The organism is Niallia sp. 03133 (assembly GCF_052663225.1).
The window spans coordinates 1-21,058 of sequence record NZ_JBQTCY010000008.1 but is presented as its reverse complement, the minus strand read 5'-3'; the positions used below and the strand labels follow the sequence as shown (position 1 = coordinate 21,058).

General features: G+C 36.2%; 21 protein-coding genes. 3 read left to right on the top strand and 18 right to left on the bottom strand.

Features of this window, described 5'->3' with window-relative positions:
- Positions 1-568 precede the first annotated feature (568 nt).
- The 18 genes from mreD to ACTYBU_RS12245 form a co-directional block, all read right to left on the bottom strand.
- Positions 569-1,084 (bottom strand): rod shape-determining protein MreD, encoded by a 516-nt coding sequence (gene mreD, locus ACTYBU_RS12330; protein WP_445490132.1) that lies wholly within the window; start codon positions 1,082-1,084, stop codon positions 569-571.
- The gene (mreC, locus tag ACTYBU_RS12325) at positions 1,081-1,953 is read right to left on the bottom strand and encodes a rod shape-determining protein MreC (RefSeq protein WP_445490131.1); all 873 of its coding nucleotides are present in this window, start codon (positions 1,951-1,953) and stop codon (positions 1,081-1,083) included. Before mreC ends, mreD begins: the two co-directional genes overlap by 4 nt.
- A 46-nt stretch (positions 1,954-1,999) precedes the next feature.
- Positions 2,000-3,022, bottom strand: coding sequence for a rod shape-determining protein (locus tag ACTYBU_RS12320; protein WP_445490129.1), 1,023 nt, complete (start codon positions 3,020-3,022; stop codon positions 2,000-2,002).
- Positions 3,023-3,181: 159 nt separating this feature from the next.
- Complete coding sequence (radC, locus tag ACTYBU_RS12315) at positions 3,182-3,865, bottom strand: RadC family protein (RefSeq protein ID WP_445490127.1); 684 nt, start codon at positions 3,863-3,865, stop codon at positions 3,182-3,184.
- 66 nt (positions 3,866-3,931) lie between these two features.
- Positions 3,932-4,513, bottom strand: a complete 582-nt coding sequence (locus tag ACTYBU_RS12310; RefSeq protein ID WP_445490125.1) for a Maf family protein — start codon at positions 4,511-4,513, stop codon at positions 3,932-3,934.
- Positions 4,514-4,771: 258 nt separating this feature from the next.
- Complete coding sequence (locus ACTYBU_RS12305) at positions 4,772-5,857, bottom strand: hypothetical protein (protein WP_445490123.1); 1,086 nt, start codon at positions 5,855-5,857, stop codon at positions 4,772-4,774.
- Positions 5,858-5,958: 101 nt separating this feature from the next.
- On the bottom strand, positions 5,959-6,420 hold the full coding sequence (locus tag ACTYBU_RS12300; protein WP_445490122.1) for a type II secretion system protein: 462 nt from the start codon (positions 6,418-6,420) through the stop codon (positions 5,959-5,961).
- Between the two features lie 20 nt (positions 6,421-6,440).
- Positions 6,441-7,214 carry a pilus assembly protein PilO gene (locus tag ACTYBU_RS12295; protein ID WP_445490120.1) on the bottom strand — a complete coding sequence of 258 codons (774 nt, stop codon included), beginning with the start codon at positions 7,212-7,214 and terminating at the stop codon, positions 6,441-6,443.
- Complete coding sequence (locus ACTYBU_RS12290) at positions 7,211-7,876, bottom strand: fimbrial assembly protein (protein WP_445490119.1); 666 nt, start codon at positions 7,874-7,876, stop codon at positions 7,211-7,213. Before ACTYBU_RS12290 ends, ACTYBU_RS12295 begins: the two co-directional genes overlap by 4 nt.
- Before the next feature lie 2 nt (positions 7,877-7,878).
- Positions 7,879-8,865, bottom strand: a complete 987-nt coding sequence (gene pilM / locus ACTYBU_RS12285) for a type IV pilus biogenesis protein PilM (protein ID WP_445490117.1) — start codon at positions 8,863-8,865, stop codon at positions 7,879-7,881.
- Positions 8,866-8,887: 22 nt separating this feature from the next.
- Positions 8,888-9,634, bottom strand: a complete 747-nt coding sequence (locus tag ACTYBU_RS12280) for a prepilin peptidase (protein WP_445490115.1) — start codon at positions 9,632-9,634, stop codon at positions 8,888-8,890.
- Between the two features lie 23 nt (positions 9,635-9,657).
- A complete protein-coding gene (locus ACTYBU_RS12275; RefSeq protein ID WP_445490113.1) occupies positions 9,658-10,086 on the bottom strand; it encodes a prepilin-type N-terminal cleavage/methylation domain-containing protein in 429 nt (142 codons plus the stop codon).
- A 104-nt stretch (positions 10,087-10,190) separates the two neighbouring features.
- Complete coding sequence (locus tag ACTYBU_RS12270; RefSeq protein WP_445490111.1) at positions 10,191-11,396, bottom strand: type II secretion system F family protein; 1,206 nt, start codon at positions 11,394-11,396, stop codon at positions 10,191-10,193.
- 5 nt (positions 11,397-11,401) lie between these two features.
- Positions 11,402-12,448: a type IV pilus twitching motility protein PilT gene (locus ACTYBU_RS12265; RefSeq protein ID WP_445490109.1), complete on the bottom strand. Its 1,047-nt coding sequence runs from the start codon at positions 12,446-12,448 to the stop codon at positions 11,402-11,404.
- 5 nt (positions 12,449-12,453) lie between these two features.
- Positions 12,454-14,115 carry a GspE/PulE family protein gene (locus ACTYBU_RS12260; RefSeq protein ID WP_445490107.1) on the bottom strand — a complete coding sequence of 554 codons (1,662 nt, stop codon included), beginning with the start codon at positions 14,113-14,115 and terminating at the stop codon, positions 12,454-12,456.
- 23 nt (positions 14,116-14,138) lie between these two features.
- A complete protein-coding gene (locus ACTYBU_RS12255; protein ID WP_445490105.1) occupies positions 14,139-15,515 on the bottom strand; it encodes a G5 domain-containing protein in 1,377 nt (458 codons plus the stop codon).
- A gap of 18 nt (positions 15,516-15,533) precedes the next feature.
- Entirely contained in the window at positions 15,534-16,304 is a 771-nt protein-coding gene (locus ACTYBU_RS12250) for a PRC-barrel domain-containing protein (RefSeq protein WP_445490104.1), read from the bottom strand.
- Between the two features lie 27 nt (positions 16,305-16,331).
- Positions 16,332-17,705, bottom strand: a complete 1,374-nt coding sequence (locus ACTYBU_RS12245) for a hypothetical protein (RefSeq protein ID WP_445490102.1) — start codon at positions 17,703-17,705, stop codon at positions 16,332-16,334.
- A gap of 155 nt (positions 17,706-17,860) precedes the next feature.
- Between ACTYBU_RS12245 and ACTYBU_RS12240 the strand changes: the two genes are divergently transcribed.
- Genes ACTYBU_RS12240 through ACTYBU_RS12230 form a run of 3 tightly spaced genes read left to right on the top strand, consistent with a single transcriptional unit; the run spans position 17,861 to position 20,973 of the window.
- On the top strand, positions 17,861-18,346 hold the full coding sequence (locus tag ACTYBU_RS12240) for a type IV pilus modification PilV family protein (RefSeq protein WP_445490100.1): 486 nt from the start codon (positions 17,861-17,863) through the stop codon (positions 18,344-18,346).
- Positions 18,330-18,914: a hypothetical protein gene (locus ACTYBU_RS12235; protein ID WP_445490099.1), complete on the top strand. Its 585-nt coding sequence runs from the start codon at positions 18,330-18,332 to the stop codon at positions 18,912-18,914. Before ACTYBU_RS12240 ends, ACTYBU_RS12235 begins: the two co-directional genes overlap by 17 nt.
- Positions 18,915-18,924: 10 nt before the next feature.
- A complete protein-coding gene (locus ACTYBU_RS12230) occupies positions 18,925-20,973 on the top strand; it encodes a hypothetical protein (RefSeq protein ID WP_445490097.1) in 2,049 nt (682 codons plus the stop codon).
- Positions 20,974-21,058 lie beyond the last annotated feature (85 nt).

Genomic DNA, 21,058 nt, shown 5'->3' with positions numbered 1-21,058 from the left:
AGACAAGCACTTTCATTTTCGTTAAAGTTTGAAAATATATTTTTTTCAAAAGATAAGAAAGTATAAGTTTTCTAAAGTCTGACAAGTGTCTAGCGCAAGCACCCTATCGACTTCAACGCTTCCCTCATCTCGTTTGCGTAGTCAACATCGAATCACTACGTTCTTCGTGTTTCCTTTATCTCACTTAAGGTACACAAATTAAGAACGCCACAACCTTATGTCTTCGTTTGTGTGATCCACATCCTGTGGAACTCAGCTTTTTCCGTCGATGAGCAAGGGCGCTTGCGCTTTTCTTATCTAGTTATAGATTTATTCGAAACGCTTTAAAAGGCAATAGATATATTTAAAAGGATTCCCTTTTACATTCGACAAAACTCTTAAAAATCCTTTCTAGATAATTCTACATTTGCAAAATGATCACATTCTGCCTCTAATTGCATATGCAACAGAAGAATACATAATATTACTAGAAAATCCCTTTCCAAAAAGAAAAAAACACTTTTTGTGAAAGGGTAATAGTAGAGTAGACACAACAAAAGCATCTGAATCTTTTTCCTAGCAGTACGTTCTATTCCCTTCTTTCATCCGCATATTTTTCGAAAAATCGTTTAAAAGGATAAGCGACAATGATCAAAAAGGCCGTATTTAAAATCAACGTTGGGAAAAGACGCAAATTAAGAAAACTATTAAAATCCATACTGGTACGATGAATGATGAAAATCATCTCATAGACAACCATTTCCAAAATGGTTATTCCCAATAATGATACGATGGAAACAATTAAAATGTTACTATGAAAGATTTTCATAATTTTACTGCAAATATAAACAACAAATGGAAAAACAAAAAAATAAATGCCCAATATTTCTGTATAGACTATATCAAACATTATTCCAAATGCAAACGCATAAATAATACCTATATTCCGACTTCCGTAAATAGAAAGAAAAAAAATCGCTAAAATTAAAAAATGAGGAACTAATATTCGATTACTATGAAAAAGTTCAGCTGGCAGCAGCTCTACAAAAATGCTTTCTAGCATAAACATTAATGCTAATAAACCACCTACTAAATACTTTCTCATAGTCCGTCCTCTTCCTCAACCTGCTGTCCAGGTGTTTTTACAATCATAACATGTTCAATGTAATAAAATTGAGCAGCAGGTTCTATATAAGCTTTTTTAGTTAGCCCATCTTCAACCGGTTCTACTTTTACTACTTTTCCTATCAGCAAGCCTTTAGGAAAAACTCCACCCATACCAGAAGTAGTAACGAATTGTCCTTTTTCTACTTTTACTTTTTTCGGCTCCTGCTCTTCTGTCCATTGCATTATAAGCTGTTTAGATTCTTTATCATAATCTACAACCAAGCCGAATACAGTGCTTAACTTTTTCTTTTTGTCACCTTGAATAACAGCAGAAATGCGATTTGTCGGGTCTTCCGAGCTTAACAGCTGAACCGTTGCTGTACCGGAACTGACTGATTTTATTTTGCCAATTAACCCGGAAGATGTCATAACCGCCATATTTTTCTTCACGCCATTTCTTGAGCCTTTATTTATCGTTAATAATTCATTCCAGCGGTCAGAATTCCTTCTAAAAACCGTCGCATTCATTGGTTCATAATCACTTAAACTCTTTTTTTCTTTTAGTACTGCACTTAATTCATCTTTCTCTTTTTGAAGCCCTTGTACTTCAGCTTCTAGCATCGCTAAGTTTTGCACCTTGGATTTCAACTCTTTATTTTCTTCGTATGTATTTTGCAAATCGCGGACATTATCAATAAAGCCTGCTACATAATGAGCAGGTCTTGATACAAGGGTTTGCACCCAGCCGGTAGTATCTTTAATAAATTGCTCCGGCCAGGTAAGCTGATCACGGCTCCTAATGGAAAACCCTATTAATGCCACGAGAATAATAATACTGACAAGCAAAATAATCAATCTTTTATTCATAAAAAACTGTGGCATGCTTCTTTACCCCTCAATCTTTTTAACCATATTATCGTGAATCTTTTGCCTTGTTTTTAAATAGATGGATATGGTCAAGTGCTTTTCCAGTACCTGATGCAACACAATCTAATGGATCTTCTGCAATGACTACAGGCATTTTTGTTTCTTCACTAATAACTTTATCAAGGTTGCGAAGCAATGCCCCTCCGCCAGTTAACACAATTCCTCTATCCATAATATCTGCCGCTAATTCAGGCGGTGTTTTCTCAAGCGTTACTTTTACTGCATCCACAATAGCAGAAACCGTATCTTTTAAAGCTGTTGCTATTTCATCCGCGCTGATTTTGATCGTTTTCGGCAGACCTGTTAATAAGTCTCTTCCACGGATATCCAAATTTTCTATTCCTTCAGGATCTCCAGCAGAACCAATTTCCATCTTAATCATTTCGGATGTACGTTCACCAATCATCAAATTATATGTTTTGCGAATATAATTCACTATCGCATCATCCATTTCATCACCAGCAATGCGAATGGATTGACTTGTTACAATACCTCCTAAAGAAATGATGGCAACTTCTGTTGTACCGCCGCCGATATCAACTACCATACTGCCTGTAGGCTCCCAAACAGGAAGGTTTGCTCCAATTGCAGCAGCAAATGGCTCTTCAATTGTATAAGCATCACGTGCACCTGCTTGACGAGTAGCATCAATTACTGCTCTTTCTTCTACTGCTGTAATTCCAGATGGCACACAAATCATTACATATGGCTTCCCTGAAAAATAGCTTTTATTTCTCATCGCTTGTTTAATATAATATTTCATCATGGTAGCAGTTGTTTCGTAGTCAGCAATTACTCCGTCCTTCATCGGACGTAGAGCAACCACGTTGCCAGGCGTTCTACCAATCATATTTTTAGCATCATTGCCGACTGCCACTATGCTTTTTGTATCTGTTTGCAAAGCAACTACAGAAGGCTCTCTTACGACAATTCCTTTTCCTTTTACATAAACTAATGTATTTGCAGTTCCTAAATCAATTCCAAGATCTCTTGTTCCAATACCAAACATCGTTGTATCTCCCTTTCTGAAACTAATGCTATTATTTACAAGTAGATAGATTTTTCCTCATATATAAATATGTGCGTGTTGTTTTTGTCATAAAAAGACATATTAAGTCAAAAAAATCATAAACATTATTATATCCTATAACCTGAAAAATGAACAGTATCATACATATCCTTTTTCCTTTAAACTGACAAATTTATTTTCCCCAATTATGATATGATCCAGCAAATCTATGCCGATAATTTTTCCGCATTCCACTAACCTTTTTGTTACCTCAATGTCTTCCCTGCTCGGCGCGGGGTCTCCTGATGGATGGTTATGAAGGCATACAATAGAAGCAGCTGAACGTCTAAACGCTTCTTTATAAACCTCGCGCGGATGTACTATTGAAGCGTTTAAGCTTCCGATAAAAACCGTTTGTTTATGCATTACTTGATTTTTTGTATTTAAGTATAAACAAACAAAATGTTCCTGCGTAAGAAAACGCATTTCATTCATCATGTATTTTGCTGCATCTTCTGGTGAACGAATAGAGTAGCGATCGCTGTACGCTAAATTAGATACCCTTCTTCCTAATTCTATTGCTGCTAATAGCTGAATCGCTTTAGCTGTTCCAATTCCCTTTAAAGACATTAATTCATCAAGACTAGCATCTTTCAGCAGTCGCAGTCCATCGAAATGGACTAATAATCGATTTGCCAATGTTAAGACAGATTCGTTTTTTGAGCCTGTCTGAATAAGTATCGCGATCAACTCATGATTAGATAGGCTTTCAGGTCCATACTTAATAAAACGTTCTCTCGGACGTTCATCATCAGGAAAATCACGAATTAATAAGGAATCCATATGCTGTTTGCCCCTCTCTTTTCTTCACTTGCTTCCGAGAATAAAAGATGGGGGAGATGATAAAATTTAATAAGGGATGGAAAACCCAACGGCTTTTAACTCACGCATCAATCGGGAAATTGGAAGACCTACTACGGTAAAATAGTCTCCTGTAATTTTTTTCACAAGAATTCTGCCAACTCCTTGAATTCCATATGCTCCCGCTTTATCAAATGGTTCCCCGGTGTCTAGATAATTGTTTATATCATCATCCGTTAATTCCCAAAATAATACATCTGTTTTTTCATAAAACTGCAGACAACTGCCATTTGCTGCAATCGCCACCCCCGTATATACAGAATGGGTGGATCCTGACAACAGCTTCAGCATCGAAAAAGCCTGTTCGCGAGTTTCAGGTTTTCCTAATATAATTCCTTGGTAAAAAACAATCGTGTCCGCACCAACAATAAATGCATTGCCTTTGTCAGCCGCAATAGATTCTGCTTTTCTTTTTGCTAAATCCATAACAACCTCTTCTGGTGCAAGAGAACGGTCAAAACTTTCATCCACATCACTACTGGAAACTTCAAAAGATATACGAAGATCTTCAAGGAGTTCTTTTCGTCGAGGAGAAGATGAGGCTAATATGAGGGTTTGCTTTTGTGTCATTTTTTCCACCTGCCTAGTTTCAATGAATAATGGGAGATACAACATAATGGTATCAAAGAATGTACCGATAAACAATTTTGAACTTCATTTTTTTATCAAATAGTAAATAAAATGTAATATGAAGTATCTTGCAGAAATTTATCAAATTTTTCCGATAATATATGGATGATTTTCTGCAAAAAAAAAAGAGAACTATTTAAAGTTCTCAGACTGTCGAAATTATAGATATTATTTCCCAGGTAATTGTTGGGGTGATTTTCAGAGTGATGAATATTCTCCTAAAAATGTTAATAAACCTTTTTGAATGGTCTGTATATCTTCATTGCTGCTGCTCTGCGACAGCAAGATACCATTTGCTAAACCGCTAGCTAGTTCTGTTGCCATCGTTTTTATTTTGTCATTCTTAAATTCCTTTATCTTCAATTTATCTAAAGATGTTTTTTGTGCTTCCAGCTCTTTTTTCACATCATTCGGAATGGATTGTTCAGACTGTGCAGCTGTAACTGCATTCGTTAAGCTATTGAAGATATCTGGAGAGCTCTCAATAAAGTTCTTCTCCTCTTTGCTTACACTCTTTACTTCTCCACCGCTAAATGTAATTTCTTTTGCAAAAGCCGCCACTTTTTTTCTGCCCATTTCTTTTTGCATTTGTTTGGCATCTTCTATATTGCTTGCGACTCCTAAATAGATAATCATCTTCCCATCTAGATCAATTCTTTGACTGATATATCCTTTTTTTGACAACTGTGTTTGTTCCTGAATTACTGCATCTTCGTTTGATAAAATAATATGCTGCACAATGTAGGTGGTAATAGCCTCTTTTTCTGCTGCGACGGAACTTGTTGTAGTTACTCCAGTTTTTTCTGCTGTTTTTGAATTGTCAACTGCAGTTGAAGTAGTTTGTTCCACTGTGTTTTGATCCGTATTTACCATTTTCAAAAGAATAAATCCAAAGCCTGTCCCTAAAACAATGGCAAAAAACACCGCAAAAAATATCGATGGAAGCATGCCCTTTGGCAAATTTTTTATTCTTGTATTTGCCTTTTTTCTTTCAAAAAAGCTTCCTTTCTTTTTCAGTGGTGTTTCCGTCATTTGAAATTCAGTTGACTCTTCCAGCGGTTCATCGTTTGGAAGAATCCAATCAAAGCTTTCTTCTCCCAGTATCTCGCTCCCAGCTGCGACTTCTTCTGTAAACTTTTTATCGTGGCTTCTTTTTCTTTTTTCTATTAAAGAGGATGCATCCTCCTCCATGATTCCCTTTTCTTTCTCCTTATCATGGAATGGACGCTCTTTACCGTTGATTTTGATGGTAATTGATTTGCGGTTCACCGGGTTTTCGTTCACTCGTCCTACCCCCATTATCACTAGTTTCATCCATCCTATCATACTGGCAAAAAAAAATAACAAGACTTTTGTCGTCTTGTTATAGAATGATTTCGTCAAATTCAATTAGTATTCTCCACAATTAGACTTGGTTTCAAGTCGCTGTATCGAATAGGAGTTTCTACCCCTTCTTTTGTGCAAAGGTTTCTTTTAACCCCCTTCACACAAACAGCAACAGCTGCATTATGTTGAATTACTACATAGCTATTATCGGAAGGCTCAAGCTCCTTATCTGTATCTGGATCTTGAAATGAACCCATAAATCCATTATCAACAAGCTCCAAATAAGTAATTTTTTCTTTGGCACCCGCACCACTTGTTGTTTCTTGTTTAATATAAAAGTCGGCTGCTTCTTTCATATTCCAGGCATTTGCTATAAACGCACGATCACGCATATCATGAATTACTTTTAAAACAGAAGGAACAGCAATAACGGCAATAATGCCTAAAATGACAATAACAGCAAGCAATTCCACTAATGTCAGCCCTTTTTGATTAATATATAGTCTAGTTTTTTTGAACATTGCTAGACCTCTTTTCCTTTTTACGGTTCCTCTGCATCCGCATCTTCCTCTATGGAAACACCAGCAAACGGGTTGTTCTTATCCGATGTTTTCGGGCTTTCTAAAGGCGGTATATCCTTTATCAGATCGTTTAGCTCTGGATAATAATAAATCGAAACACTCATGTCAAACTCTATTTTTTGGTCCGTATCCTCCACAGATATAATTTCTTCTGTTCCGGTAATATGAAGGGATTCCACATCCATAATTCTTTGAGAAGATTGAATGGATTCTATTAGTTTTTCCAATTCATCATATGTATCTGCTTCTCCCGTAATATTTATTGATGTTTTTTTTATACCGTTAGGTAATGCTGCATCGCTTGATTCCCCATTTATATCAACTGCATTATTTTCGGTTTTATTTGCTTCTTTAATTGCTTTATCAGCAGTTGTCAACTCTTCGTCCTTCAAATCTTCATCTGCTTCCGTGCCATTCATCTTTATTTCGATAAGGTTGGAGCCAGAAATAATTTCTGCTTTTTCGATATCTAATAATGCTTGTTCCAGCAAACGCTTTACTGGAACTTGTTTTTGCAAACCCATCGAACTCGCTGCTGTCTTTTCAGTAGAAGAATTTATTTTTGACTGAAGGATGGCTACTTGCTGTTCAGCTGATTGAAGCTCTGATTGTTTTCTATCTGCTTCCTGATAAAGGGGCATTAAATAGAAAAAGCGGGCTCCAACTGCAAGAAAGAGCAGCACGATTATACTAACGATTAATAGAAGGGCCGATTTATTCTCCACTACTCTCACGGGGAATCCTCCCCTTCTTCTGAGGTGCTGTTTTCATCCTCTTTTTGCTTTTCTGCGACTGCCGTTTTTAATGCAGATACATTTAAGATTACCTCATATTGAGCAAAATACCTCGGTTCGATATTAAATTGTTTCAACACTTTAATATCATTGTCAATCTTTTCACTCACTTTATTTTCCAGGATGTCCGTTGATTTAGAATCGGTTAAAATAGCTTCTTCCATCCAATTTAGCTGCAAAAGCGAATTTAAGTAATACATCGCTTCGCTTTTTGTATCAAATTGAATCGTCAAATTCAATTGCTGCCGCTCTTCCAAATCTAATTCTTGAATAAACCCTCGGTCTGGAAGGATTTTTGACAGTTCTTGAATAACATACACTGTATCAATCTTTTGATTACCGGCCCATGATATTGCATTGTTTAATTTTTTTACAGACTGGGAATTTTCATAGCTGAGCAGCTTTTGTCTTTTCGCTTCAGCCATTTGTTCTGCTGTATCTATTCTTTTTTGTGTCGTTTCAATGGCTTCCTTCTGCGCAATCATTTGCCAATAGAATAAGGCAGCCAGCACTATTGCCAAGATACCGATTATTATTATCCATACAAAAAAGGCAGTGCTTTTTGTTTCTTTTTTAGGAAGGAGGTTAATTTCTACTAACATGTTTACACCTCTTTCAGCCCTAAACCAATATTAACAAGCATAGATGTTGGAATAGGCACTTCATTTAAAACGGATTTGCTGCTTAAACTGATTACAGGATAATCAAAACGATCTTTCATTTGTTCTACTATATTGGAGAGCCATGGATGATCGCCTGCAAAAACCATTTTATTGACTTGCTTTTCCCCTTTATTTAGGGTGTAGCGGTAGAAACTCAATACTTTATCCAATTCTTTATAAATATCTTCTAAACCGTTGAATACTTCACTGTTGTCACCACGATAATAGAACTCATCTATATCCCCTTGTGTACGGGAAATTTCCCATTTTGCCTCATCCACTTCCATTGGCAGATGGCGCATAAACAATGGATAATGCTGTTCAAAGATACTAACATTTACCGTTTTTAAATCGATTTGTACGAGCATCGCTACATCATCAGTTGCGACCTCACTAGTTTTCACATAATAACGATATAAGGCAATGGCAGAAATATCTGCTGCTACCGGCGAAAGCTTTACATCTTCCAGCAATTCTGCATAGGCTGATACATTTTGTTCAGGTGCTGCAAATAAGAGAATCTGCTTTTTTTTATTTTCCTGTTCTTTTAATAAATAATAATCAAAAACAGGATCTTCAAATGGCAAATGAATCGATGTGCCTAATTCCATATACAAATATCCTTTTATTTCATCGGCATGTACATCTTCTGGTATTGGGAGCCTACGTATAACGACAGACGAATCTGGAACAAGAAAACGCACTTGTTTTTTGGCAATTTTCCAGTCTTGGATGCATTCTTCCAATATCATGGACAATGTCTCGATATCTTGAATTACTCCTTCATGTATTAAGCCTGCCGGAAGATAGCGTTCTCCCCAGTTATGCACAATAAGATCTCCTGGCTGCTTTAATTCCACAAAACGAATGACATGATCTTTGATGATTAAGTTGACTATTTTGTTTTTTCCAAAGTTAAATAATGACATGATGATAACTCCTTACCGTATTTCAAAGAAAGAACCCAATATACCAATCGATCAAATCATTTCCATAAAAATAGCTGATTAATGTGCCTAAAACGATAAAAGGGCCGAATGGAATCGGCTTTCTTTTTTTTACTTTTCCAAACAGCATGCCGATCAGTCCGCCGACTGCTCCTAATAAGGTCGATAAGAAAAAAGAAGTTAAAACTAGTTTTAATCCTACCGCAAAACCAATAACGGCAAATAGTTTAATATCGCCGCCGCCCATTCCGCCTTTGCTGACAATCGCGATAACAAGCAATAAAGTGAAAGCTACTGTCGCCCCTATTAATGAATCCCACCATGGCGTCAGCGGAATAAAGATTCTTTCAACTATCAATATTCCGAAAAAAAACAGCAGCACCTTATCAGGGATAATCATATACACAAGATCAGAAACGGTAATAATCATAAATAAAGAAATAAGTGTCCATGCAACATAAAGCTCAAAGCTCCAGCCAAGAATGAGTGGGCTGACTACAAACAGAATACCTGTCAAAAGCTCGAAAATAGGATAGAAGGGGGAAATCGATGCCTTGCAGCACCTGCATTTCCCCCCTGCGAGTATATAGCTTAAAACTGGTATTAGTTCTATTGCAGTCAACGTATGCCCACAGCTGGTACAATGAGATCTAGGCCTTACAATCGATTTCTTTTTCGGCACCCTTAAGCCAACTACGTTGTAGAACGAACCAAGGGTGATTCCGTATAGGAAGATTAGTAGGTAGATCAAGATTAAAACCTCATTTTTAACTATTAATTACTTATAGTTGTTGTGTTTCCGGTGCTATTTTTAGTTGCATTATTTATTCCCTCTGTTGTTGCATTTGTAAATGTAACTGTAATGTTACCTTTCGTAGCACCGCCAGTTAATTTTAATTTCCCATTAACTACATCGATTTCGTAACCACTATTTAGTGTAGTTTCATTCTCAAGGTAGGATGCTAAATCGGTAGAATTAATATTCTCAGTCTTTTGTCCATCAGCAGAAATATAAATTTTAGCTGCATTTAATACTTGAATTCCGTCTGCCTTAATTGCATCAAATCTTGATTTCTCAATAATATTTCCAATACTCGGTATCGCAATAGCCGCAATAATCCCCAAAATAACAATAACAGCTAGCAACTCAATTAACGTTAATCCTTTTTCATTTTTTAATTGTTTTTGTATTAATTGACGCATTCTATAATCCCCTTTTATTTTTGATTACCATTCTTCCAACTTGTACCTATTATACTAGATATATAGTTCCATTTACATCATTATTTTTCTAGAAAAACGACATTTTATTGTACATGATTGAAAATCTCGAACATTGGAACCATGATAGAAGTCACGATTGTTCCAACAATGCTGGCAAGGAAAACGATCATAATTGGTTCAATCAATGATTTTAGTCTGTCTGTTGCACTTTCGACTTCTCGTTCGTAAAAATCGGCTACTTTCGAAAGCATTGTATCGAGGGACCCTGTTTCTTCCCCTATGGCAATCATTTGTGTAACGAGCGGTGGGAACACCCAGTGTGCTTTCATCGGTGCAGTTAAGGATTGCCCTTGCTCCAACGAATTCCGCGACTTTTGCAATACTTTTGCGATTACTTCATTTTCAATAATGCTTTCAACAATGGAAAGTGCCTGCAGGATGGGAACAGAGCTATTAAATAAGGAACTTAATGTTCTTGTCATCCTTGCCAACGCTGCTTTTTGCAGAATTTTTCCGAAGATCGGCATTCTTAACAGCACATAATCTAAATAATATTTAGAAGCTCTATTATTGCGGATCAGCACAATGCTGACAGCAAAAGCAGTCATCAAGAGGATAATAAGCCACCAAAACTTTTGCATAAAATCGCTAGCCACTAATACAAATTGGGTAATTTTCGGCAATTCTCCTCCAAAATCTTTGAACATGTCCACAAATGTCGGTACAATTTTTACAAGCAAAAAGATAACAACAATGACCGCGATAATGGCAATGGCAATCGGATATGTCAATGCAGAGATAATTTTTTGTTTTGTAAAATGCTGCTTTTCAAAATGGACGGCAAGTCTCTCAAGGGTTTCATCCATATTTCCGCTCGCTTCACCGGCTTTAATCATATTGACAAACATGCTTGTAAACACTTTTCGATGCTTTGCGGCTGCAGCGGAAAGAGGATTCCCATCTCTTAAATCCTGTTCTACGACTAGAAGCGCTTTTTTTAAGCTTTTGCTTTCTGTCTGCTCAGCAAGAATGACGGTTGCTTCAACAACAGAAACCCCTGCTTTCAGCAATGTAGCAAACTGCCTTAAATAGATGACAAAATCCTGAAGCTTTACGGGGCTTCCCAGCGTTATTTCTTTTGTCAGCAGCGTTTCAGGAATTTCATGTATCTCGATAACTTTAATTCCCTTTTCCTTTAGCTGCAACATCGCTTCTCTTTTGGATACGGCAGAGACAATGCCTGTTTTTTTTCCTTTTCTGTCCCTGCCTTCATATTTGTAGCGAGCCATCTATCTTACTGCTCCTTCTCTTGTAAATAAGGAAGTGCTGCTTCCTTTAAAATGGAACCATTTTTCACTAGTTCCTTTACATTAGTCTCTAGTGTGTGCATTCCTACCGCTCGTGATGTTTGCATAATATTAACGATTTGATGAATTTTTTCATTGCGAATTAAATTGGCAACTGCTGCGTTATTTAATAATATTTCTGTCGCAGAAACCCTCCCTGATTTATCTGAAGTTGGAAACAGCCTTTGGGAAACTATGCTGACAAGCACGGATGCTAGCTGGATGCGAATTTGGTCCTGCTGGGAAGATGGGAACACATCGATAATCCGGTTAATCGTTGCCGGAGCGCTCGATGTATGTAGGGTACCGAGCACTAAATGTCCTGTTTCAGCAGCTGTTATCGCCGTTTGAATGGTTTCTAAATCCCGCATTTCTCCGACCAATATAACATCCGGATCCTGTCTAAGCGACGCTCTTAACCCATTGGCAAAATTGTTCGTATCAAAGCCGACCTCTCGCTGATCAATAATGCATTTCCCATGTTTATGCAAGTATTCAATCGGATCTTCGAGCGTAATAATATGCTTTCTCATTGTTTCATTCATGTAAGCAATCATGGCAGCTAATGTTGTTGATTTACCGCTGCCTGTTGGACCGGTAATCAATATTAGGCCCTGTGGTTTTGCACTTATTTTTTTTAAGATTTGCGGCAAGTTTAATTCATCTAAGCTTGGAATGGATGTTGGCACGACGCGAATTGCTAAGGCGATGCATGCACGCTGCTTATATGTATTCACACGGAATCTAGAAATCCCTTTTAGGCTGTAGGAAAAGTCCAATTCTCCTTTTTCCATAAAACTGTTCCACATATGTTCCGGTATCATTGCTTTAGCCATTACTTCCGTATCGGCAGGCGTTAAGCTTTCCTTCCCATACCTTTTAAGCTCGCCGTTTATTCTCATAATTGGAGGAACGCCCACCGTTAAATGAATATCAGATGCCTTTAATTCAAAACCAACTCTTAATAAATAATCAATATTGCTGTTCAAAAACATCCCTCCTAATCAGAGATTGCTACCCGGAGTACTTCTTCAGTTGTTGTAATTCCTTGTTTTACTTTTAACAATCCATCATCTATTATAAAAATAGTTTTTGCTTTTATTGCCAGCTCCCGTAATTTTGAAAAAGATTCTCCATTCATAATGACGCGTTTCATTTCGTCATTCATGACTAAAACCTCATGGATGGCAATGCGGCCTTTATAGCCTGTCATATTACATGATGCACAGCCTTTTCCCCGGGCTACTTTTTCAATGTTCAAGCCTCTTTTGGCGAAAATTTCCTTCTCTCGGACACTTGCTGGATAAACTTGTCCGCAATCTCTGCATACTTTTCTCACTAATCGCTGAGCAACAATTCCACTGATGGACGAGGCCACTAAAAATGGCTCTACTCCCATATCGAGCAGACGAGTAACCGATCCTAAGGAATCATTTGTATGAAGGGTGCTCAATACTAAATGTCCTGTAAGGGATGCTCTTACAGCTACTTCCGCTGTTTCTTTATCTCGTATTTCTCCGACCATAATAACGTTTGGATCTTGTCTTAATATGGCGCGAAGTCCTGTTGCAAACGTCATGCCCACATTGGCATTTACTTGGATTTGATTGATTCCTTCCAGCTGATATTCAACCGGATCTTCCACTGTAATAATATTTACTTCTTCACTATTTAAACGGTTCAGTGCTGCATAAAGGCTGGATGACTTCCCAGATCCTGTTGGACCAGTAATTAATACGATTCCTGTAGGCTTCTCAATCATTTCCACAAAACGAGCTAAATTGACTTTGTTAAAGCCGAGTTTATTCAAATCATTTAATGCACTTCCTAGGTCTAAAAGACGCATAACAACTTTTTCTCCATAAACCGTTGGCAAGGTGGATACACGCAAATCAATTGGATGAAAATCCAAATTAAATTTGATTCTCCCATCTTGCGGAATTCGGTGTTCCGTAATATCTAAATTGGCCATTATTTTCAGCCTGGCAATGAGTACACTCTGCATGTGCTTCGGCAATACTCGTTCTGTTCGCAAAACACCGTCCACTCGGTAGCGAATAACTACCTTTGTTTCTTGCGGATCAATATGAATATCACTCGCCTTCACTGTTGCAGCATTTTGCAAAATTTGATTCACCAGCCTTACTATCGGCGAATCTTGTTCTGCCAAAGTATTGTCTGTAGCTTCTGCAATCGAAACGTTATCCAGCAATAATTCCTCAAAACCTTCGTCCATATCATAATATTTATTAATAGCACGCAAAATATCATCTTTTGTTGCAATTGCTGTTTCGATTTGAAAGCCTGTTGCAAGCCTTAGATCATCAATCGTGTAGAAGTCCATGGGATCTGCCATTGCCACAAACAGCTTATCCCCGTCTTTTTTTAACGGGATAATCAACTGCCTTTTTGCCATATCCTTTGACACGATATGAAATAGTTTTGGATCAAAAGGATATCGATATAAACTGACATGGGGAATTCCCAGCTGAAATTCCAATACTTCAATTAGCTGTTGTTCTGTGATAAACCCTTTTTGCAGCAAGCTGTCGCCAAGTCGTTGATCAGGATGTTTTTCTTTTAGTGCGAGCTGAAGTTGTTCTTCTGTTAGCAGACCTGCTTCTACTAATAAGTCTCCTAACCTTTTTCGTGTATATTTCATCTTCATTCTCCTAGGTATCGCAATTATTTTTCTCCATCCGGCAAGCTGCTAGCTTTGTCTTCCTTTTGATTAACATCTTGATCATTTTTCTTTTGTTCCTGATCCGTTTCTATGGAAGAAGAACTATCTGTAGTGGTTCCGCTTATATTGGCATTTTCCTTATTCTCCATTGAATCTGATGCATCCCCACTCGAATCTGCTGTGCTTTTATCTATGTTAGAATCTTCGGTTGTCACTGTTTCTTTTTCAATTAAACTATGGACTATTACCTCTTTTACAGGGGGATAAAAATCCTCGCTGACAAGCTCTTTTTTAACCTTTTGGCCTTTATCATCCAGTATGTTACGGTAAACTTTAACCAATTGACCATCTTTTCCTTCTGCGGCAATCTTATATTGACCAAATGAAAGCTTTGGATCAAATTGAATAACCGTCTTTGGTTTAAAGCTTTCTTTATCTGAAAGCACTACTTTATACTGATAAAGAAAAGGGGCACCTGTTAATGATACGTACAGCTTTTGGTCAACCATTTTAAAATGAAGGGTAAAGGATTCATCATTCGGGTTGCGGAAACGGTAATCCATATTCTTTTCTTTATTTACCCTTGCCTCATATCCCAATGTCGCAAAACTTGGCAGTTCCCTGCTTAAATATCTTTCTACTACGGAGAAATTAGAAGAAAGAATAACATGATGTATCGCGCTTGCGACCATGCTCAACGTTTCATTCGAATAAACCTTCCCTCCAGTGTCCTCCGTTATTTTCAATATTGACAAAGAAGATTGTGGAGCAATTGCAATAGCAGGAAAAGTTTTTACCCATTTTGTGATATTTTTTTTGTTATCTCCAACAGCTAAAACTGTATCTGAAAGAACTTTTTCCTCTTCTTTTTTGCTAATTCGATAGTCATTGACATCTAGTAAACTATCACCTGTTTGCATGCCTGCAGCGATTGCTAGCAAACTATCATTTAATTTATTTAAATAAAAGGCGTCTTCTTCCACAATTTCAGGAGAAATAGAATTTAAAAATGATTTCCACTTCTCTTCATCGATGGAAACTAATACTTGGTTATCTATTCCTTGTTTCATTTTCGATACGGAATCTTGCAATTGGAAATCAAAAAGATCCGTCTCTACCTTTTTTGTTTTTTCTTTATATTTAATCGTAATTGCATTTGTTTTTTCCCAATCCGCCTGTTTAGTGACTAGTGCTTTTAATACTTCCGATTCATTCATCCCTGCTGCATCAATGGCTGCTATTTTTGTATTTCCCCCGTAGCCGCTAGCTCTCTGAAAAAAATGCTGATACGCTTTGGCACCAAATTGAGAAAAAGAAAAAATAAACGAAGTAGTAAGCAGAAGCGCTAAAAATAGCTTTGTGCCTTGATCGTTATTCACAGGTTCTCTCCTTTTTTATTAGGCTTCCACACTCATGGACAACTCAATCACCACATTAAGTCCAATATTTTGTGCTTTCTCAATATCTTCAGCAGTTAAGATGGTGCCTTCTGTAAATAATATTTCCCCATCATTTGTGTAGATGTCCTTGATCACTTTTTTATCGGTTAAAAGCTCCATTTGTTTTTCCTTAAGTGCTTGAAGACGTTCTTCTTCCGTTGTCGTTTCCATTTCTGAAGAATCTTCCACTATTACCGTTTCTTCCATAACAGCAGATTCTAGTGCAGCTGTTTCCTTTTCAAAAATAGATGATTGCAGATTAGTTGCTGCTTCCTCTTTTACGATGATAATATCTTTTCCATACGTCACGACATACTCGGATAAAATAAAGCTTTCCTTATCATTAATGGTTGTGCCCAATCCGATAATATCTCCATTCTCATCATTCACATAATATTCGACTACCTTCCCTAACAATTCCCCTTTTCTTGTAATAACATTTGCATCTGCAACAGTAATCTTTTTATCTACTAATTCTCTAGCAATCGGTATTTCATTTAAATCAATAATAGAATTGGCGCTTTCGATCGTAACAGCGTATTCTCCCACCCCAATTACTTTTTTAAATGGAATCGCCTGAATGCTTTCCTGCCATTCTTCCTGTTCTATTGTTAAAAAATCAACCGATCCTTTTTCTGGATTGATAATAAGAGATTGGACATTTCCTTCTTGTTTTCCATCTAAAATATTGATAATTGGCAACCCTTTAATTTGTGAACTATTTTTCATTGTACGTTCTCACCTAAGCTTTCCGATTTAATTTGGCAAATAAGTTTTTTCCATAAATAAAAGCTGTTCCAGCATAATGGCCTCAGAGCTGAATTTATCTTTAAGCATCTGGAACAAAGCATTTAGTTTTTCTTTTTCTTTATAATGAACATATTGTTCAATTAATAAATGAGCAAAAGCAAAATACTCTTGTAGAGACATCGTTTCATTTAGACAGTTTAAAACAGCTGATTCATATTCTTCTTTTGAAACGATATTTTTCAAAACATTCAACTGCAAAAATGTATTATCGATGACTTTTTTTGATAATACATTAGAATCCGGTTTCTCCTCCATTTGAACAATATCATGGTTTGCATCTTTTTCGAACGCATCCACTGCTTTCTCTTCGGATTCATTTTCCGTTTGAATCTTTATCCATTCTGTCGGAGATGCTTCCGCGTCATTCATCTCAAGTTCTTCTATGTATGCTTCCTCTGTATCTAATTCAAGCACTTCCCAATCTTTTTCAACTGTGATAATATCCATTTCAATTGCTTCGAGTTGATCTGCAGCTAGTTGTTCTTCATTCAATAAATGAATTTCTTCTACTATCTCTTCCATGCTAAGAGAAATTGACTCTTCTTGTTTCATTGTTTGACTATTTTCCATAAAATCTATTAAATCTATTTCTTCTAATAAAGAATTGTCGATTTCAAAAGGTTCTTGTTCCATTTCTCGGTCAGCTGTTTCATCTTTTCCCTCTTGATCTTGACTGACTGCAACAGTTCTCCAAGCGTCTCCCTGCACGATTAGGCTTTCTATTTCTTCCATATAGTTTAATGCAGGTAGCTCTTCGACTTCTGTTTCTTTCTCTTCCAATGCAGCATCTCTTTTTGCTTCACCGATTATCTGCAAGTTCTCTTCTTCTGAAGCTTCATCTGTGATGCTTTTTTCTGCCAGGTCTTCTTCAATGGATTCCAACTTTATTGTTTCATTTACGGCAATTTCTTTTTCCTCTATTTCTTCCAGCACATTTTCTTTCTCTATAAAAGATGAGTCCAACAAAACATTCTCTTCTTTATCCAGTACATTGACTTTTTTTTCGGAATAACTTTTTTCTTTTTCAAACACAAGGTCTTCCATTAAGCTATCTTCCATATCTTCTTCTTGATTAGAAATAAATAATAAGTCCGACGATTTTTTCATTAAGATATATGTAATAAGAATGACGCATAAAAGCATCAATAATATCGATTGCCATCCCACTAAAATATTTTCAGCTGCTATTCCACATATTGAAGTAAATAATGATAGTCCAATAATGAACATTTTCCCTCGAATTGAAAAATTCAGTGGTAATAAATACACAATCGGAATAACTAAAAATAGGGAAAAAAGGGCTAAAATATACAAAATCATTATACACCACCTTTATAAATAGGTTTTCCTATCGATATACCCTAAATATTGTAAATTTAATTAAACTTTTGAATCATATTTTCGACAAATTTAGATATTTGACAACTAATAAGTATTGTATAATAAGATTAGTAATTTTGAAAGCAGGGTATAATATGAAATTTCCAAAGCTTATTTCTAGTTCAAAAGGTTTAACATTAATCGAAGTACTTGTTTCTTTAATGATACTTAGTATTATTTTACTAGGTGTAATGAACTTTTTTAATCAAGCCTATTCTTATACGAATTTAAATCAAAAAAAAACGGCTGCTGTTAATGTCGCTAGAAACGCATTAACCTTTGTTGAACAGTCTTCATTTATGGAAATAAAAGATATGCTGGAAAAAGATTCTTCGGCAAAAGGGAGATTATTAGTATGTGATAACAGCTATATGATTCAATGGACAAACAACACAAATTTAGCAAACTGCCACCCTATTACAATTAATAATATTGATTACGGTGTAGAAATTGATCCAAATTCAGATGAAAATTACACTTCTTTTTTTATCCCTATAAGCGTGAAGGTTACTTGGGAAGTGAACAATCATACATATGATACAACAGTAGAAGGAGCGGTAAAAAGTGAAGATCTTCGATGAAAATGGCATAACTTTATATGAGCTACTAGCAACGATTACGATATTGGCAATAGTTATGCCAGTTATATACGGCGTCTTCCAATCAGGCCTTTCCTTATATAATAAAATTCAGATTGAAGGTCAGCTCCGGGATGATGCCGACTATGCTGTTTCCATGATGATGAATGCATTTAATAGTTTTCCATTTGATTATGTGGAGTCAACGAGTGAAAATCGGATTGATTTATTCGATTCAGAGCAAACGGCGCTCGAGCAAAACGATAAAGAAACTTCTTCTTTTTATACTCCCAACAAGAAAAATTACGCTAATGCAGAGGATATTACGGGTAGAAGCATCGAATTCGTTGATCAAACCGTTGACGATAAAGCAATTAAATCTGTTGCTATTAATGGACAAACTTTAGAAGGAAACGGGAACTTTGATGGTTCTAGTTTAAGCTTAACTTGTACAAAATCGGATAAAAACGATGCAAAAAAATGTCTTCATGGAACAATATATGTCACTTTTAAGCTAGATCAAGAGAGACTAAAAAGACCTCTGACATTAGAAAGCCAATTTGGTTTTTAAGGAGAACTTTATGAAAAGAATAAACGAAAAAGGAAATGCACTAATTACCGTTCTACTAATCTCCCTTGTTTTTACAACAATTGGACTGGCGGTTGTCGCTTCTTCTATTAGTGGAACAAAAAGGGTAGAGACACGTGAAAGTGATATTAACATTACCTTTCAAAGCAAAAAGGTAATAGAAGAAATAACATCTGAAATGGCGAGAACATTAAACTCACTGCCTATTAAAAACTATTTATATGAAAGATCCAATCATGTTTATATTCGTTCTTCCTTTGAGCAAGACTTAAAAACAAAGGTTCTTGCCACAAGCATCAATACAGTCTTGGATAAAAAAGAATATAAAGATTTCATTTCCTGCATGAGCATTGTTGATTTAAGCGGAGGAACAGTAGGATCTGCTGATATCGTGCAATCAGCCAAAAGCTGCAGCCAAGACAATTTAACAACGAGCAGTCCTTATTCACTTAATAAAAATAGCGATTTTACAAAAGTGCTGGAAATTACGCTTGTTACCAATAATCCAAACAAAAACGAAGGAACTGTTACACGCACTTTAAAGAAACGTATCATTCTTTCTCCGCTGCCAAGCTTTTTAAAATATGCTATCGGCTCCGATTCTTCTGACGATAAAGAAGGACTATTTTTAAACGGCTCACCCAATATAAACGGCAATATATATGCCAATCGGCTTCATATAACCGATGAAGCAAACTATCAGCTTAAAGACGGCACTGCCAAACAGGAAAAATCTTTAATGCCATCGATTAATGGAGATGTTTACAGCAATCAGACTGCTGTTATTCCTGTGTTGACTAATAATAATTTTTATAAAAAAGAAGTACCTGCTTTAAAAAATGACAGTCAATTTATTAATATCGATTTTGATTCAACCTTTATTCAAAGAGTAAACAGTACATTGCAGCAGAATGGCCTACAGACCGTATCATCTATTAACACTATTCCTTCCAATTTACAAACCGACATTGGTAATATGGAAATAACCGGTATTACCAATACAAATGGTGTGATTAAAAAAGTAACAAAGCAAGAAACTCCATTAAGCGTTATTGGGAATACACTCGAAAAATTGGATGAAAGCTATAAAATAGAAAGTAAAGACAGACCGATAGAATTTAATGACCCAATTAAACTAAAAGGGGATGTTGTCATTACGAGTAATGCAAATGCATCAATTTCGTTTAATGATAAATTAATCGTAGACGGTGATCTGTATCTTGTCGGAAATGATAACCTCACATTTAACAACAATTTGTTTGTTTCAGGAGACATTCATATAATCAATTTCGATAAAGCTATTACTTTATACGAAGATATTATTGCAGCAGGCAACATTATTATGGAATCGGAAGCAAATCAAGCTCTAAATTCAGAAAATGGGATTAAGATAAATGGAACGATATTGGCTGGAAAAAGCATAAATATCCGTCCTAATAATACGACGATTCATCTTCTAAAAAATGTTTTTAGTGTTGACACATTTACAATAAAAGGAGATGAAAGTGGAGAAGAAGCTGGAGAAAATGATGCGATTTCATTCAATTCAGTTGTGTATTCTTCAGATGAGGCTTTTGTTTCAAATGTTAATATCATCGGTGAACCATATATTGCAGATGACGGTAAAAATAAAGTAGGACAATTAGTTTTATTAGCAAAAAAGAAGCTTACTATAACAAGGATGAATGAATTTAATAATTTCACGCATCTTCAAGAAGTGGGATCCCCTTACCTTCCAAAAGAAGGAGATAAAATCAAACCCCTGCAGGCATTTTTCTATACGGAGGAAGATGCCGAATTATATGGCGTCGGATCCTTATTTTATATAAAAGGCGGGATTTTTGCTAAAAGTTCATTAGAAATTAATGCAATACGGGCAAATAGTGACGTGAAAAATATTCAAAATATACCTAGATCTTCTGAAGATTATTTATCCCGCTTTATTGTAGATTATGATCAAGATGTTTTGTTAAAAGGTATCGATGCCCTTCCTGTAGTCAATAAACTACAAATTATACCAGATGAGTTTATCATTCAATAAAGTAAACTTCCATCAGTGGGGGTTTTTCATCATCCCCCACTGATGGTTAGTTGCACTTATCGGACCTTTACGGGCTGTTATCCCA